The organism is Halomarina rubra, assembly GCF_023699475.1.
In the GTDB taxonomy this organism is placed as follows: domain Archaea; phylum Halobacteriota; class Halobacteria; order Halobacteriales; family Haloarculaceae; genus Halomarina; species Halomarina rubra.
In genome coordinates, this window is the sequence record NZ_JALXFV010000011.1 from 1 (window position 1) to 17,958 (window position 17,958).

At 59.3% G+C, this 17,958-nt stretch carries 10 protein-coding genes; 8 read left to right on the top strand and 2 right to left on the bottom strand.

Annotated features, from left to right (window positions below; genetic code table 11):
* The first annotated feature begins 135 nt into the window (after positions 1 to 135).
* The 7 genes from M1L36_RS20645 to M1L36_RS20675 all read left to right on the top strand — a co-directional run bounded on the left by M1L36_RS20645 (position 136) and on the right by M1L36_RS20675 (position 13,991).
* Positions 136 to 5,319 (top strand): PKD domain-containing protein, encoded by a 5,184-nt coding sequence (locus M1L36_RS20645; RefSeq protein ID WP_250875647.1) that lies wholly within the window; start codon positions 136 to 138, stop codon positions 5,317 to 5,319.
* Positions 5,320 to 5,437: 118 nt separating this feature from the next.
* The gene (locus M1L36_RS20650) at positions 5,438 to 6,613 is read left to right on the top strand and encodes a tyrosine-type recombinase/integrase (RefSeq protein WP_250875648.1); all 1,176 of its coding nucleotides are present in this window, start codon (positions 5,438 to 5,440) and stop codon (positions 6,611 to 6,613) included.
* A gap of 315 nt (positions 6,614 to 6,928) precedes the next feature.
* Positions 6,929 to 8,254, top strand: coding sequence for an RNA-guided endonuclease InsQ/TnpB family protein (locus M1L36_RS20655; RefSeq protein ID WP_250875649.1), 1,326 nt, complete (start codon positions 6,929 to 6,931; stop codon positions 8,252 to 8,254).
* Between the two features lie 2,503 nt (positions 8,255 to 10,757).
* Complete coding sequence (locus M1L36_RS20660) at positions 10,758 to 11,300, top strand: hypothetical protein (RefSeq protein ID WP_250875650.1); 543 nt, start codon at positions 10,758 to 10,760, stop codon at positions 11,298 to 11,300.
* A gap of 12 nt (positions 11,301 to 11,312) precedes the next feature.
* On the top strand, positions 11,313 to 12,296 hold the full coding sequence (locus M1L36_RS20665; RefSeq protein ID WP_250875651.1) for a signal peptidase I: 984 nt from the start codon (positions 11,313 to 11,315) through the stop codon (positions 12,294 to 12,296).
* Positions 12,297 to 12,328: 32 nt separating this feature from the next.
* On the top strand, positions 12,329 to 12,844 hold the full coding sequence (locus M1L36_RS20670) for a hypothetical protein (RefSeq protein WP_250875652.1): 516 nt from the start codon (positions 12,329 to 12,331) through the stop codon (positions 12,842 to 12,844).
* Between the two features lie 79 nt (positions 12,845 to 12,923).
* On the top strand, positions 12,924 to 13,991 hold the full coding sequence (locus M1L36_RS20675) for a DUF5305 family protein (RefSeq protein WP_250875653.1): 1,068 nt from the start codon (positions 12,924 to 12,926) through the stop codon (positions 13,989 to 13,991).
* A 295-nt stretch (positions 13,992 to 14,286) separates the two neighbouring features.
* Here M1L36_RS20675 and M1L36_RS20680 read toward each other — a convergent pair whose 3' ends face one another.
* Positions 14,287 to 15,420 (bottom strand): glycosyltransferase, encoded by a 1,134-nt coding sequence (locus M1L36_RS20680; RefSeq protein WP_250875654.1) that lies wholly within the window; start codon positions 15,418 to 15,420, stop codon positions 14,287 to 14,289.
* A 182-nt stretch (positions 15,421 to 15,602) separates the two neighbouring features.
* Here M1L36_RS20680 and M1L36_RS20685 point away from each other — a divergent pair, with 182 nt between their 5' ends.
* A complete protein-coding gene (locus M1L36_RS20685) occupies positions 15,603 to 16,889 on the top strand; it encodes a glycosyltransferase family 4 protein (RefSeq protein ID WP_250875655.1) in 1,287 nt (428 codons plus the stop codon).
* A 54-nt stretch (positions 16,890 to 16,943) separates the two neighbouring features.
* On the opposite strand, the gene M1L36_RS20690 is transcribed toward M1L36_RS20685, so the two are convergent.
* A complete protein-coding gene (locus M1L36_RS20690; protein WP_250875656.1) occupies positions 16,944 to 17,870 on the bottom strand; it encodes a glycosyltransferase family 2 protein in 927 nt (308 codons plus the stop codon).
* Between the last annotated feature and the right edge of the window lie 88 nt (positions 17,871 to 17,958).

The following is a 17,958-nucleotide window of genomic DNA, read 5'->3' on the forward strand; positions in this document are numbered from 1 at the left end:
CATTCCAGAGTAGTATCACCAATCGAGTTGTACCGACGATGCTTGAACTCAGTAATAGTTCAATTATAATAGTTTTAATATTTTGTGAAAATATTATTCGTTATACTTTTTATAGATAAATTCTCGCAGTCTCACATGGCTACTCAAAGGAAATTCGCGCTCATTCTTTCAGCGCTAATTTTGCTGTCGAGTGCGATAGCCGGTGTCTCCGGTCTTCCGCTCCAATCGACAGCAGAAACATCGACCGTCTCAGTCACAGGGACGGTTCAGGCAGACTCAGGGGGCGACGTCAGTGGCGTCCTAATCTTCAACACGCCGGATGGGAGTTCTACAGCGCCGGTCGCTGCTGATGGCACGTTCAACGCCTCAATCACGCCGAATACGACCTACACAGTTAGCTACGTTCAGTCCAACGAGACGTCTGATGACGTTCCTGACATCTATGGGTTGGGAGGTTACAGCTTCACCAGCGACACCGACATTGGACCACAGAAGCTTCCGGTAGCGCACAACCTCACAGTCCGTCTCGTCGATGAGAGCGGGGGCCCTGTCAGCGGGTCCATCAGCCTCTCGCACGCAAAGAGGACCGGCCGCCCGTACAGCACGAACGCTAACGGCGTCGTGACCGCAGACGTCTTGGGGGTGATCAACTACCAGATCAAGCCGGACGATGGGACGCTCACACCAGTCGAGAACACGACGAAGATAACCGCAGATACGACGCTCAACGTCACGCTCACACAGCCGACCACCACACCAGACCCAACGGTTTCAGGGGCGCTCGTCTACCCAGACGGCACCCCTGCAGCGGACTCACGCGTCGTCCTTAAAAGTACAACAGGAGACGTCTACGAGATGCCCCTGAATGCCTCGGGAGCGTTCAGTACTACCGTCTCACCGAACGAGACGTACCATATCAGCTTCAAACAGGGCACCGCCAAGACCGGCTATCCCGACGATGGACGTGTTGACTTCTATGCGTACGGATCTATTTCCGTCGGGACGGATTCCGTTCCTCTCGGTAAAGGGATGCTCCCGGAAGGGAACGTCCTGAACCTCACCGTTGCTGATGGAACTGGCATGCCGGTTGCTGGGGCTGAAGTCCAGTTTCGGCAACGCGACGGGAAGTCGGCGTTCGTCGTTGGGACGACGACTGCAGATGGTGAGGTGCTCTTAGAGACCGCCAGCCAGCCAGGCCTCGAGGTGAATGGAACCCTCGATATGTACATCAAAACGCCAGAAGGATCCAAGCTACAAAACCAGCGCCTGCAGGTGTATATCGGCGAGTCGATGAACAAGACGATCAACCTCTCACCGACTGCAGAACTGACCGGCCGCGTTGTCGACGTTGCGAACGAGTCGGTCAGCAATGGACACGTCACACTCTTCGGACCACGCTATCACAATACGGGGCTCAACACCACGGGTGGGTTCACCGTCGAGGTCACGCCCTACGCTGTGTACGACGCCAAATTTAGTCAGAATATCACGGCGGGTGCGTACCCGAACGACGACGTTCCGGACGTCTACTCACTGGGAACCGTCCAGACTGGAGCTGGGACGACCGACATCGAGACGACCCATCTCCCACAGGGCCATGACCTGAACGTCACGGTCATCAATACGGATGGAAAGCCAGTTTCGGGAGTCGACATCGTCGTTGGGCAGCATCACGACGGTCGGGATACCCTCATCTATGGGACGACCCAGGTGGACGGTCAATTCATCGCCCAGCAAGCAAGCGTGCCCGGCATTGAGGCCAGCGGCGAACTCACGGTAACTGCAAAACCAGACAGCGATACCGGCTATCTGCGGACATCGACATCGTTCGTCCTCAGCAACGCGACCGACGTCATGCTGGAGTTAGAACGACCGGTGAGCATCGATGGGACGATTACCCGTCCAGACGGGACTCCAGCAACGGACTACTCGGTCTACGCGACTCCGCTAAGCGACTCGGCAATGTTCAGCGCCGAACCGGATTCGACCGGTGCGTACTCGATTCCTGTCGATCAAAACATGTCGTACTCCGTCTTTGCGGCGCAGTATGACGAGACAGAACACCACATTGGAAAGCGAGACGGGCTTGCTGACCTGCACACGTTCGCGAATGCCTCGGTATCACAGACTGGGACGACCGTTTCACCGACGACGGTTCCAACCGGCCACGTGCTTGATGTGACCGTTGTTGATGAGGCTGGAACCCCGATCCAAGACGTCTCCGTCTCTGTTCTGGATGACAACGAGAGTACGAACACATACTCGTGGTTGACCTTCCAGACCGACCGGAGTGGGATGTTGCGACCAGATGGAGCGTCGACGGCAGGCATCGAGGTGAACGGGTCGGTCGTCGTCGATGTCTACACGCCCGAGAAGTACAAGAATCTGGATTACCAGCGACACCTCACGGTAACCAACGACACGAGCATCACGATCACGCTTGAATCGAAGAACATCGTCAGCGGGGCGCTGGCAGATGAGACAGGCGAGACCGTCAGCGGTTCGGTGATTTTCTCGGGAATCGACGTCGAGGCCTTCGATGTCGCCCCCATCAACGATGATGGGTCGTTCGAGAAGACGCTTGACGCCGAGGGGAACTACAGTCTCACGTTCTACCAGGCAGACGAAAACAGGGACCTGGCCCCACGCGACGGGATTACAGACCTCTATGAATTTGCGGAGGTCGATGTTTCCGGTGAGGCGTTCATGCTCAACACCATCCCCAACGCGAGCGGTGTCCTCGACATTCGTGTCATCGACCAGTATGGCAACCCAGTGAACGGCAGCTACGTCTATCTCCAGCCGACCAACGTGTCGCCAGCTGGGTCGGTCAGCTCGCTGCTCCGAACACACGAAGACGGGTACGCCTACGAGGTCGACCGCAACTACACCGGCCTCGAACTCACCGGTGACGTTACGGTTTCGGTGTATCCGCCACAGGAGGGCTTCACCACCGATGTACAGATGCAGAACGTCACGGTGACCGGTGACCAGGAGGTTACGTTCACGGTCGATCGGACGACCGTCCCGACGCTTACGGCTTCGACGGCCAATGCCGGCCTTGGTGAGTCGGTGACGTTCGATGTCGAGATGAACGACAGCGACCTCGCAACGGCATACAAGTGGGACTTCGATGGCGATGGCGTCGTCGATGCGACGACCACAGCCACCACCACCACGCACGCATACCAGCAAACTGGAACCTACACGGTAGCCCTCACCGTCCTCAACGGAACGGACCCAATCGGCTATGCGCAGACGGAGGTCACCGTCAGCGACCAGACGGCCCCCACGACGCAGTTCCAAATCGATGGCGCACCTGTTGAACTCGGCAACAGCATCGACCTCGACGCAAGCGCAGCCAGCGACAACGTCGACATCGTCGAGTACCGCTGGGAGCTGACCGCACCCGATGGGTCGACCAAGTCGATCAAAACCAAAGAGTCGGTGACGACGCTTACCCCGTCGCAGGCAGGCGAGTGGTCGCTCACGCTGACGACCGTCGACGCAGCAGGGAACGAAGACACATCGGCTGCAGCTGTATTCACCGTTCTCACCCCAGCATCGCTCGAGACGACCTACACCGTCTCGGAGACGGAGCTGCTGACCAACGAGTCGATGACCGTCACCGCGACGGTCGAGAACACAGGCGATGTCGAAGGGTCGGCCACTGTCGCCATCGCCGTTGATGGTACAACACAGGACAGTCAAGCGGTGACGCTCGGCGGTGGGCAGTCCAAGACTGTCGCGTTCACACTGAATCTGACGCGCGGAAAACACACGGTGACAGTCAACGACCTCGGTGGCACGACGGTCACTGCATACAAGCCAGCGACCCTCGAGACGACCTACTTGGTCGCTGAGACAACGGTTCTGACCGACGAAGCGCTCGTCGTCGAGACGACCATCGAGAACACTGGTGACATCGATGGGACGATGACCGTACCGTTAGTGATCGATGGAGAGATCATCGACACCAAGACGGTCGCCGTCGCCGGCGGCACCAGTGAGACGGTGACGTTCGAACACACGATTACGGAGGCCGGTGAGTACGCGGTGACCGTTGGCGAGCAGTTGACCACAACCGTGACCGTCGAGCGGCCGAATCCCGACGCTCCGCAGATTACCGACATCCAGATTACGCCAGCACTCTCTGATGGTCTGTTGCCTGTAGGGACCACTGAGGCAACCGCCCTGCTCAACGTGAGCGATCCCAACGGAGACTTCAATACGAGCGGTGTGACCGTCTCGTTCGATGGCCAGGACGTCACGAACGAGACGACAATCGACGACGACAGCGTCGAATTCAACGCCACGGGGCTTACTGATGGGTCGACCTCGACACTGACCGTGGTGCTCGTCGACGAGGACGGGAATGAAGCAACGAAGACGGTCGAGCTCACCGTCGACACCGCAGACACTGGCGGCGACGACAACACTGGTGGGACCGATGGTGACACCGGTGACGTCGGTGGTGGAACGCCGGCACCTGGTGGAATGTCTCCCGCCCCAATGCCGACAGATAGCGAGGAAGACGAGCCCGTGTCACCGTTCACAATGACGGTCACCTCGACTACCAATGGTACAACCGTCGCTGTCGAGAATGCGACCGCAGAGACAAAGTTCACCGCAGAGTTCGACGACGCACTTGCAACCCAGCAGGTGACCATCGAGCACCTCGACGTTGAAATGGCTGCACGTGATGAGGCGTTCGAGATGCAGGTGAACGCTTCGGCCACTGGACCGTCGCATGCAGCTGCACTCGATACCGGCAGCGTCGTCAGCTACGTTTCGGTGGACCGACAGGGCGTGAACGTGAATTCACTGGAGACTGCGACCGTTCACTTCACAATTGATGAAGCAGCGCTGCCCGATGACGCATCGATTTCGGACGTGACCCTCTACGGGTACGGCACCGAGTGGGAGTCGCTGAGCGCGACCCGGTCGGGGGCAACGTACGCAGTCGAGATGTCACAGTACTCGACTGTGGCTGTCGTCGTTGAGAAGCCTGCTTCAGAGCCGAGCCAGTCGACAAACGAGTCGACGTCCCAGCCGACGACCGAAACGCCCACGACTGAGACGCCAACTGAGACACCAGACGAAGAGCCGACTGTGACGACCACGCCACCATCGACATCGACCTCGGGCCTGACGCCAACCCAAGGTGGGGACGATGCAATGAACGACGACCAGGCCCAGTTCACGAAGACGGACGCAACCGGCTCCTCTGGGTTTGGACCTGGTTTCACTGGCCTAAGTGTGCTCACGGCAGCTGCGCTCTTCGCGGCAATCGCACTGCTCGCTGGCCGCCGTGACTAACCCGTAGCAACTTTTCGATTCTCATCGGCTTTTTGACTGCTGATGCATCGTGGATCCCCATACTCGAGAGTGAACACAACCAAGTGGTTTTGAGGATTGACTCCATCGGAAGTGAGTAATGGACGAGAACAGGTCGGGAGTGTCGAGCGACCCCGCGGGGCAGACAAGCGAGGCCCTCCAGACGGCAGTCGATCGCTATCTTCGCTCAAAATCCACAGGCTTCGACGAGAAGGGCCAGCCTACAGGGGCGTACGTCGATGCCGCAAGTTCGGAGTTACGGCGATTCGTGGGATGGATGCGTGCACGCGGGCGTGACCTCGAGGACCTCGCTGGTGATGATGGGACGCTCATCATTCGGCGGTATGCCGAACGCCTCGATGACCGTGTTACAGCGGGGGGGATTGCCGGCTCGACCGCGAACGCGTATTTCTCGTATCTTTCGGGGTTTTTGACGTACTGTGTTCGCGATGGTCGCCTGCCCACGAATCCAGCGCTGACCAACGCCGCCCAGGAGGCGTTGCCCGCTGATGAGTCCTCACGGACTGACCAGCAGTTCTGGAGCACCGACCAACGACGCCGCCTCGTCGCCTTCGTAGATCGACGAGCAATCGAGGCCATCGACGAGAAAGGCTTTGGCGCGACCACAGAAGCACGTGACCGGGCGCTCGTGCGTGTGCTCGCGTACTCTGCGGTGCGGGGTGCAGAGGTCCTGCGTCACCCCAAAGACGACCGCGAGGGTCGACAGGGCATTCGCTGGTCAGACGTAGATTTAGAGCGCAATACGCTCCGTGTGCTCGGAAAAGACCAGCATCTCGGGCCGATTGCCCTGCCTTCGAAAGCCGCAATGGGTATCGAGCGCTGGCGAGCCGTTCAGCGTCCGGCAAGCGAGGAGTGGCCCGTCTTCCCCACGGATCACGCTCCCTCGAAGTATGCCGCCGTTCGTGCGGAACTGGGCGATGTTGATGTGGCCACGTTGGCTGAGGAGGCAGGAGGAATCGATGCGCTGCTTCGTGAGCGAGATATCGCACCGCCAGCGCTCACCACCGAGGGTGCTCGCAGTGTGTTGAAGCGGCTGACTGCTGAGGCAGGTATCGAAGTGGATGATGGAGCAGGCTATCTCCAACTCCATGGCGCTCGTCGTGGCATCATCGGCGAAGTGTATCGGCGTGATCGCGGAGATGCTCAAGATTTGGCACGGCACAAAGACCTCTCGACGACACACGCCGCCTATCAGCACATCGGCGTTGAAGAACAGACCGAGCGCTTCGATGAGCATCTCGATGAGATTGACTAAGTCAGTGAATATGCTCAGGTATACGGCGAGTTAGGGAATAGCGCGTAGAGCACGAACCACCAGAGCCTCACTTGTCAGACCATTAGCTCTGATATCGATTACAACGGAAGCCATCTTCGAGCAATACAGAAAGCTCTGGGGCGACCCGTCCGGTGAAACCCGCATATTCGAGATAGACACACACGAGTACAGCCGTGGGAGGAGGCTAAAGATGGCCGATACACGCACCACTTGATTGGTTGCTGGCGGCCCCGCACAGACGTTTACTTTCACTTTGTGGATTGCGGTTAACATCCGTCCCATCGTGCTCAGCGTATGGGTGACGACGGAGTGAATCGGACCGTGGTGATTCCCCTCGACGTCCCCACAGACCGTGTCGCCGATCTGCATGCAACCAGAATACGTGTCGCGTACTGCCAGCAACGAGCGAGCGACTTCTGCTGGGGCGATCCAAAGCGCCCAGCGGATATCGTCAGTACGTATCGAACTGCGGAGAAGGCACTCTACCACCAGTTGCGCGCGGAGACCGAGGGGTTGCAAGCGAATCTCATCCAGAAGGCGATAAAGGACGTAATCAGTAATATGGGCTCGGCCAAGAGCAACTGGCGAGCGGGCGACCGAGTGGGCCAGCCGACATATCCTGACCACCGGAACGACGGTTCGTATGCAATCACCTACGACAAACGCGCTGCGACTTTCCACCAAGACAGGGTGTCGTTGGCCACCGTGACCAAGCGCGTTGAGTGTCGCTACATCCTGCCACGTGAACTTCAGGGGACACCGTACGAACAGTACGTCCTCAGCTCAAAATGGTCGTTTGGCACCTCGAAACTGGTATTCGATGGTGAACGCTTCTGGCTGCACGCAGTATGTACGCGATCGCGACTTATCCACCCCATATGGGCGACACAATCAGCCAAAGGCGACACAGATTCAGACACGCAAACGGGAATTAGACTTCTCGGCGTGGATCTCAATGTAAACGGCCACTCAGTAGTGACCAGTGTCGCAGGCTTTCATGGGAATGCCGACGAGTTGAACGACCGCCGGAAGCAGTTCGAACACGTTCGTGCAGGCCTCCAACAAACCGGGACACGGTCGGCTCACCTGACGTTCCATAAGATGAGTGGCCGGGAGCGGCGCTCCTTCGACGCGTACGCCCACGATTGTGCGAACGGAATCGTCGACGACGCTGTGCGAGCGCGGTGTACTCATGTGGTCTTTGAGGACCTCACGCGCATCCAGAAGCGTATTTCAAATGCGCCGAAATTTCAGCAGTGGCTGTTCAAGCGCATCCAGACGTATGCGGCAGACAAACTGGAACTCCAAGGCATCAAAGCCGACACGGTGAATCCACGCTACACCAGTCAACGCTGCTCAAACAGCGAGTGTGAGTCATGTACAGACGCGAATCGCGCAGGGAAGCAATTCATGTGCGTGAAGTGCGGGCTGTCACTACACGCCGATTACAATGCAGCCCGGAACATCGCGCTACAGTGGTTCGCGGAAAATCTCGACGAAGAACATGGCCAGCCGGGCCCAACGCGTTCGGCTGGTCGGGCCACCCGTCAGCTGGCCCTGAAGTCAGGGACGCTCAGCCCAGAGGGCGTGTTTTGCGCCACCGGACGAACTGTCCACTGACAATCCCACGAGTTCAGTCGTGGGATGCTGACTGGACGACCCCCTCCCCCCGTTGATTTGTTCTGCTTGATATCCTCTAAGCTGTGAGCAGAACGTTCCCTTAGAGGAGTAATCTTAGACGTCCGTCTTTGACCCTCCTTTATCGGGTTGTAAGTCACATGCAGTGAGTGCTGGCAGCAGCATTCACGAGCCGAGTAGAGGGTGGATTCTCAGTACGACCATGCTCAATACAACTCGAAAACGGGGGGTAAGTAGGCTCATCCGTTGAACCTCAAAGGGGGAGAAATGTGGGACGTACTCTCACATCTGCGATTCCACGGGATGGTGGCTGTCAACCCCCGTGGCGACTTCATGGGTTGAGCCGCCCGGTATCGACCGATATACATCCGCGAAGGAGGTGTCCCTCCTCCTTGGGCCCCGGCTTTTGCGCATACCATTAGACAGCACAAACTGTGTAATAGATTCGCGAGTGAGATCACCCTCGTTTAGCGAATATCCTATCAGCTCATGCTGAGACGCTAGAAAAGAGTAACTTACATCCGCGAAGGTGGTCCCCCTACCGGGCTTGACCTAGGCTCATACAACGGAAACACACGCAAACCCTCAACAATAGGTAACCGGGCAACCCAGACTTCAACGATGTCTCCGAGTCGGACCGTACAGCGGGAACACACGCTTGGCAGCGATTGAGCGGCAATCGTTATACTGCTGGAAAAGAAGCCGACGCGCTAATCGAACCCCTCTAGAGGGTGGCCATCGAATTTCGCAAATGGCTACAGAGCGATCAAGGAGTTCGAATTCGAGAGATATACATCCGCGAGGGAGGTCCCCCCAACGTCACCACCGTTTTCGGAGAGCGGTGTCGAGGGGCCGTCAACCACTCCTTGGCGACCTATACAACGGAAACGTGCTCTCATACGGTGACACGACCAGGTGGCAGTCACCCAAATGACGAGGTCGGAATCACGCAGTCGCCCACGACGTCGACCAGAAGAACCTGACAACAAATACACTTGGAACGAGGGGGATCAAGTGATTTCATCATCTCCGAAAGCATCGCCCACATTGACACAGACGACACGACCAGCGACCACACGATGTCCAAAAATTTGCAATGCTGGAAAGTGGCCAATCAGAAACACCTTATCAGATAATGATAGCCCGGTAGAACGAAATTCCACACATGCACTCAATCCCCGGTAGAAGACCCTACAATGGAGTTTGTACATGACCACTGTAGATTGGTGCGCAATCGCCTCGGTTACTGAATTGATTTCGACAGGTATCTCACACCACCTCATCGCCAACATTCTGCCGTCTCAAACCCCATAGAGACCATATAACCCCTCGTCGCAATCACCGCGTACGCTCGATGTGCGAACAAGATATGACAACTCACCGGTCGAAGATTCCACACATGCGTTCCGTATAGCGATTTTGGCGTGTTCAAATCGAGTCGCTGGGCGATTCAAAGACACGTATCACGAACCACTATCCACACCCCAGAGCGCTCTACAGCCCTGAATTCGAGCGAATTGGCCCTTGTGAGTGAACCGACGTCGAGTGTGAAATCGGTGCTCAGATCGCTGGATTGCGTTTGCACACATGGGTTCCGTCGTGCGGTTTTGGGGATTTTTCGTGGTGGCCAATCGGTGGTCGCTGCGGAATTGAAACGGCGTGAAACGCCCGAATTCAGCCCGTTCAGATTCGCGTCGGAACGCCAACATGCAGGTGGCCACAACAGGGGAGACTCAACCCCGTCCAATTTCGCACAAACGCTATTCACAGGGCATCTACCGGGGATTGTGTGCATGTGTGGAAATCTGCGCGGTGATCGTGTTCACTGGGAGATGAGTTTCGCAGATTGCCTCGTGGATGAGCGGGCGGAGTTATTCATGAATTGTACAAGACTATCGTGTGGCTGACCATGTGTGTGCGCATGAGCGAGCGCGTTTGATCAGTGTATGGCGTGTATTCATGGAGGGTCAGTTGATCACTAGAATGTGAGACGAGCATGAGCTGTTGCTTTCCTGATCGGGTGTGACAATACACAGTGACCGGGTGCTTTTCTCTCGCGATGGCACGTTGCTCCACAGGTGCTGGCCGTGATCGAATCGGTGGGTCGTGTGTTCTGTCGGTGAGAAACCGTTGCTGTCACAAATTTTCGCGCTCAGAGCCGCTATGTATCGTTATTTCCACTTTGGACAACGCACGGGATATTTAAACCGGGTCAAAGGCGACACATTTTGGGGCCATTTGGAGTATGAAGCGAAGACGATAGAACCGGAAGACAACCCGGGGGTACTGTCGGGTGGTGCCGAGTCGAAATCAGCCATGAGAGAGACGTACGGACAGACAGAGTGGCAGTACCCGCTCTGATAAATTCTCGCATACCCGACTGTCAAATTTGAACGTTATTCTATTACCGGTAAGACAGTCTGTAATGAATGTACAAATAAACTTATATGTGATGAGTCGTACGGTAGGTGCGAGGGAGTTTAAAATGGCACGTACACTCAAATTCGCGGTATTAGCGGCGGCACTGATGCTTTCTGCATCGGTCGTGGGCGCTTCGGCATATTCCAGTGCGACAGTTGACCGGACAGCGAACATCCAAGTCGTGGGTGACTCGAATGGTGTGATTGGTCTCACCCCCGGTGGTGTTGATGGAGTTTCGAATACAGGCGGCAAACTTAGCATCGACCTCACCAACCTGAACAATAAGGCCACATTCGATTACGGTAGTCTTGGTAGCGACACTACTTTCGACACCGGAGACTCGGAAGCGTTTAGCATCACAAATGACGCAGGTGTGCAGAAAACACTAACCGCGGACTACAGTCTGACCAATGATGATGGTAACAGCGTCAACAATCTCGTCTTTACCGTCTACGACGACTCGGGGGCCAAAGTGGACCAGTTTACCGAAGAGAGCAGTGGACTTGATCTGACGATGGGTTCTGGAGTGACGTACCACGTAATTATCTCGGTTGACACACCAAACAGCGCTTCGGACCTAAGCGGTACGCTCAGCATTTCCGCATAACCAGACATATAGATGCTCCGTCGTATCGCCCTGCTAATCGCGGTACTCGCCTTTGCGGTGATAGCGTTCGGTCCACTGCACCTCTCGTACGTGACGTCGGGGAGCATGGAACCCACGCTCTCACAAGGAGACGGCTATCTCGTCATCGAGGGCCCCATCTCCGAAGGTGACATCGTCACCTTCCACAGCGAGGACCGCGGCTATGTGACCCATCGCGCTGTTGAGCAGACAGACAGCGGGTTCATCACGAAGGGCGATGCGAATCCATCGACTGACCAGGCAGCTGGCACTCCAGTCGTCACAGAGTCGGCCATCGTCGGCCGGGTTCTCACACTCGGTGGCGGCCCACTCGTCATCCCGATGCTTGGCCCTGTGGTCGGGTTCATCGGGGCGCACAAACTCCTCGCGTTCGGGGTTGTGGCGGCACTCTTCGCGTGGGATCTACTCGGCAGTGAGACGTCCACAAGACTCCGGGATGTGTACACGTTCGGCGAGCTCGCCCGTCCGATGTTCCTGGGGTTGATTGTCGCCTCACTGCTCGTGATGGTGTTCGCGACGAGCGTCCACCCCGCGACCTACACTGTCGAAGAGGGTGAGCCAACCCAGCGATACTCGATACCCGCAGGTGAGACCGTCGAGCGAGAGATTAGCGTCACGACAGCGCACCTGCCGTTGACGACGATGGTGACCGATGCAAGCGGTGCAACGGTCGTCTCACAAGAGACAGAGGGTGCGACAACGACGATGATACTGGAGATACCACCCCAAGAGGTGGGGACGTACGAACCGTCAGTGCGGGTTGCGCCATACCCAGCAGTATTGCCGGGGGCGTGGCTCGAGACACTGCACGGCGTCAGTCCGTACCTCGCGCGTGTGGTCGTGTTGTTGGTGGCGTTCGGCCCGCTGTTCGCTGTGTACAGTCTGTTCTTCGATGGCGAGGCACGCATGCGCTCGGTCACGCCGCGATGGGTTGAGAAAGCGCGAGGGTTCCTATGAGTCGGCGACGACGACGTGGTCGATCACGGCGTGTGGGACTCGTCTTGCTCCTCGTCTTCCTTGTCAGCATACTCACAGCGTTTCCGTCCGTATCATTCAGTGCAGCATCCTTAGATAGGCAAGCAAGCGTCAACGTCGTTGATGATATTGATGGAATAGTCGGACTCAATCGAAGCACAGCTCTCGTCACATCAAAGAAAAATGACCCATCCCGACCGCTCGTGGATATCGAAAATAGCGTCGGGAGCGATGTCACAGTGACCGTGACCACGTCTTCACCGGACGGGATCACCGCACAGTTGTTCGTGAACGATACCCCAGTAAATAGCGGCGAACCATTCCAAATCTCTGCAGAGGGGTCGAAAAACGTTGAAGTAAAGGCAGACAGCAAAGGGACACTCAATTACTCAATCTCGGTAGAAGGGGAAGGAGTGAGCGCCTCGATGACACGAACGGTCGAGGTGTACAACAACGTCAACAATGTCCCAGGGTCCACGACCCAAGAGCCACCACAGTGCGACAACAACCCGGGGAACCCGAATTGCTGAGAAACAGGTTACGACAACCGGCATATTTAACAGGACATCGTCAAACAACCACCAGGAAACGTCTCAAATCGGAACATAAATGATACCCGGCCTTACCAAACTCAGACTCCTGCTCGCCGATTATGACCGGGAGGTGGCAGCAGTGCTCGTCATCATCGGTATACTCTCGCTCACGAGTGTTGGCGTATTATTGCTCACACCAGGGACGACAGCGGTAACCGAACAGCGCAACCCACAGCAGGTTGGCGCGACGGTCAACACCAGTGCGGTCGTCACCGGGAATAGCACGGTCTGGGAGCAGGGCACGCAGCTCGAAAACGAGGAGATGTATCTGGTTGAGGCCTCGCCGAATCTGACGCTGTCTGCGACGTCAGCAGCAGATACCGCTGCAACCATCGACCAGCGTCTCGAACTCGTCTACCGAGTCGAGAATGGCGACAAGACAGTATGGGAACGCTCGGAGACGCTGGCTCAGGATAACGTCACGAACAGCGAGGGCGTGACGACGAACACGACGCTCAACGCCTCGGCAGTCCAACAGCGCCTCGATGAGATTCAAGCAGAGTTCAGTGGGGCCGGGCGCGCCCAAGCACTGATTCAGCTGAATCTCACGTATGACATGGGTGCGTACGAGGGGTCACAGATCGCAAGTTCCCAACTGACGTTCGAGGGGCGTGGTTACACACTGGGCGCGCTATCGACCGAGAAGACACACACGACGCCCGTAACGGTCGAGCAAGCAACACCGGTGAGTCCCGTGCTCCTCGGAGGGCTCACCCTGCTTGGACTCTGTTCGTTCGCTGGCGCAGCGTTCATCATGACCCAGCAGAACGCATTCGAGCCAACGGCTGCTCGCGCCGAGTTGCTCCACGACCGCCATCGCGAGTGGATTTCCGAGGCACAACTCTCGGAAGTCGATCTCGCTGCCGACCGCGTTGTCCATCTCTCGTCGCTCACTGACCTCGTCGACCTCGCAATCGACTCCGACCGGCGTGTGATGCACGATTCTGACCGGCGTCTGTACGCTGTCTTCGATGGCTCGACGAGCTACTACTATCGCGATGCGAGCTCGATTTCAATCGAGTCGCTCGAGAGTCACCAGGACGATAGTTCAGACACGAGCGGCGCCCTCCCCGCCGACGACTGAATCGCTGTTCTCCGATTTCCTTGAATCGAGAGCCTTCGCCGATTGTGCCGGAGAGTCTTGCCACCAAGCCACATTTGGTCGCTGAATCGGAGTTACCCCACAGTGGAGCTATAGTTTGAATTTGTGGGGTAACTCTGGTCGCATCCTAAACTCACAAAAGAGAAACCACGGTTCGACAAGGCTTGAGAGGGGCGTCTTCAAGTGAACGATAAAGCGGAGTCCCCTCCCCCAAGGAGCGATCGGAATGGGCGAGTATGGAGGACTGGTTGACCGACAACCAGCGGGCTGAGTACGTCTAGTCGAACGCTTCGCGCAGTTCGGCCTCCGGTTCCCACTGGCCGTCGGCGGCCGTGAACTGGAGGGCGAGCGCGGCGTGGAGCAGCGACACCTGGGTGTCGAACAGCGCGTAGAACGGCTGGAGCGGCCCGAGCGCGTCGCGCGACCCGACGGCGACGAACCCCGCGAGCGCGAGCGGCAGTGCCGCCCCGGAGACGCCGAACGAGAGGAGCGCCCCGAGCGTGAGCGTCGCCAACCCGGCGGCGAGGAGCCACGGGCCGACGAGCATGAACAGCCAGTTGAACGGCAACACAGCACGGCCGTAGCGACCGTGACGACCGAGCGCGTCCACCTGGCGGGTCAGCAGGCGAATCAGCCCCATCGCACGGCGGTCTTTCTGGGTACGGCGCTGTCGGAACCCCGAGTGGGCGGCCTCGGAGTAGCGCACGTCGGGATCGAACACGACGCGGTGGCCGTTACGCCGGATGCGGAGGGCGAGTTCGGAGTCGTCGGCCAGCGAGTCGGCGTCGACGGGGACCACGAGTTCGCGGCGGAACGCCGAGAACGGCCCGTGGAAGATAAACGTCGAGTCGAGGTGTGACTCCAGCGTCTGGATGTGTGCCTGTATCCCGCGGTAGTCCGACTCGACCTCGCTGCCACCCAGTACCTCGGCGGTGCGGCCGGTGACCGCGCCGACGTCGGGGTCGGCGAAGTTCGCCATCGCCTCGCGAAGGGCGTCTGGAGCGACCTTCGAGTCGCAGTCGGTCTTGACGATGACGTCGTTGCTCGCGGCTGCGTACCCCTCGTTGAGCGCGATGGCGAGTCCCTGGCGGGACTCCTCGCGGATGACCCGAACGGTCGGGCCGTCGTCGTCGAAGTACGACTCGACGAGGTCGGGGGTGCGGTCGTCGCTCGCGTCGACGACGATCAGTTCAAGCTTCTCGGTTGGGTAGTCGAGCGCGGCGACGTCCGCCAGTTTCCGTTCGACGATACCCGCCTCGTTGTACGTCGGCAGGACGATACTGACCGTGGGCTCGTACGCCTCCTTCTCGATAGGCGACCCCCTGGGTCGGTGCCAGCCGTACAGCACGGCGAACAACAGGTACGGGACGGCGGCAGCGACGAGCAACGCGACCCCGAGTTCAACGAACACGGGTCGACTCCTCCCCCATGCGTTCCATAGCGTACGTTCACGGGCCAACACCCTTGCTACAGACAGACTACTGGATTTGAAAATCGGTTATCCGAGTCGTAAACAGTTACTACTCTGATGGGTGGAGCGGTAGCGACGCTATAGCAAACCCCGAACGAAACGTGGTTGACACGATAGCAGTCATGCACGTCGGGATGGTACTCAGGGGGGCGTTCCCGCACGATATCCGCGTCGAGAAGGAAGCACGGTCGCTGGTCGCCGCGGGGTACGAGGTGTCGTTGCTCTGCCTCGCTCGGGAGGACGACGACGGCCGCGCGAGCGAGCCACAGCGCGAGCGAGTGGAGGGTATCTCCGTTCACCGCATCCCACGTCGGGAGCGCTACAACGGGCCGTATCGGACCGTCAAGACCGTCCGATTCCTGCTGACGCTGACGGACGTCATCTGGAAACAGGAGATCGACCGGTTCGTCCGCGAAACGGAGGTCGACGCGCTGCACGTCCACGATCTGCCGCTGGTCCGCACCGCCCAGTCGGTCGCCGACGCCCACGGCCTCTCGCTGGTCGCCGACCTCCACGAGAACTACCCCGAGGCCGCCCGCCAGTGGCGCATGGGGATGGCCCGCCCGCGCCGGACGGTCCAGACCGTCTTCACGCCGTACCGGCGGCTCAGACGCCTCGAACGCGACTGCGTCCGGCGGGCCGACCACGTGCTCGCGACGACGCCCGAGGGGCGTGTTCACTACGTCGAGGACTGCGGGGCCGACCCCGAGTCGGTGAGCGTCGTCTCGAACACAGTCGACCTCGACGCCTACGACACGTCGGCCGCCCCTGTCGAGGGCTACGACGGCGAGTTCGTCGTGAGCTACGTCGGCAGCTTCGGCCCACATCGTGGCCTGGAGTCGCTCATCGACGCGATGCCCGCGCTCGTCGAGCGGGTGCCGAACGCTCGCCTCCTGCTGGTCGGAGCGGCCGGCGAGGACGCCTACGACGAGGCGCTCCGCGAGCGGGCGGCCGCGACCGGTGTCGCCGACCGCATCACGTTCACCGGCTGGGTCGACCTCGCCGACGTGCCCCGCTACGTTGCCGCCAGCAACGTCTGTGCGGTCCCTCACGCCCACAACCCCCACACCGCGACGACGGTGCCACACAAGCTGTTCCAGTACATGGCCTCGCGCAAACCTGTCCTCGTCAGCGACGTGCCCACGCTCGCACGCGTCGTCGAAGACGCGGACTGTGGTGTAGTCGTCCCCGCGGGTGATCACGACGCGGTCGCTGAGCGATTGGCCGACCTTGCCTCGGACGACACCCGGCGCAGCCGTCTCGGCGAGAACGCGCGGGAAGCCGCCGAGAAGGCCTACAACTGGGAGCGTGAGGGCGACCGACTGGATGCCATCTATCGCCAACTCGACGAGCGCGATGGCGACACGGCGTCCGGACGCCCGGACCGTCGTCACTCGCTGTACGCCTAAGCCGGCAGTCGAGAGCAACAGTCGTTCTGCAGGGGTGTGATGTGAATTCGGCCGTTAGGCCGGGCGAACACCGTCACGGACGCACCGGGCCGCCGACAGACCGCGGGTGCCGAACGGTGAGAGTGCCGCGAGCGCGAGGTGGTTCGGCGTCGGGTCGAGGCGAGCGGCGGTGACGAACTCGCCGACCGCGCGTCGGACTCGGCCGGTCTCCACCGCCGCCAGTCCTCGCTCGCGGGCGGCCGCGGCGTCGAACTGCTCGGCGATGCCTGCCGCCTCGATGTCCGTGCGGTACTTCTCGCCGATACGCTCGCGGGCACGGACGTCGTACCCGGGCGTCCCGGTGACGTTGTCGCCGTGGTGGAGTCGTTCGGTCAGCGTCTCGGGGACGTACGCGAACTTCCAGCGTTTGGCCAGTCTGACGGTCAGGTCCCAGTCACAGGCGACCGAGAAGTCGGTGTCGAACCCGCCGACGGCACGGACGCACTCGGTGCGCAGGAGTTGGCTAGAGTGGGGCAACACCTGCATTCGGAGGAGCACGTCCGGGAACACGCTCCCCTCGACGCCGGTCGCGACGCGCTCGACGACACCGCCGGTCCGTTCGTCGGTGATGACGCCGGCCGTGTACGCCCCACAGTAGTCGTCGCTGCGGACGGCGAGTGCGTCGAGTTGACGTTCGACCTTCGTCGGTCGCCAGCGGTCGTCGTCGCCGAAGACGCCGACGAACTCGCCGCGGGCGGCCTCGACGCCCCGGTTCATCGTCGCGGGGATGCCACGGTTCGTCTCGTTGTGGAGAACACGGACTCGGTCGTCGGATTCGTACTCGGCCAGCACCGCGCGGGTGTCGTCGGTCGACCCGTCGTTCACGACGACGACCTCACAGTCGTCGTACGTCTGGGCGAGGACGCTGTCGATGGCCCCGCCGACGTAGCCCGACCGGTTGTACGTCGGGATGACCGCGCTCACCAGCCCCTCGGTTGTCATACTAGAGACGACCCGACCCGGAGCCATCAGTACCCGCCGCATACTGTCAGGAATATGTCAGTAAAGAGGACGTAACCAAAGTGCTAGG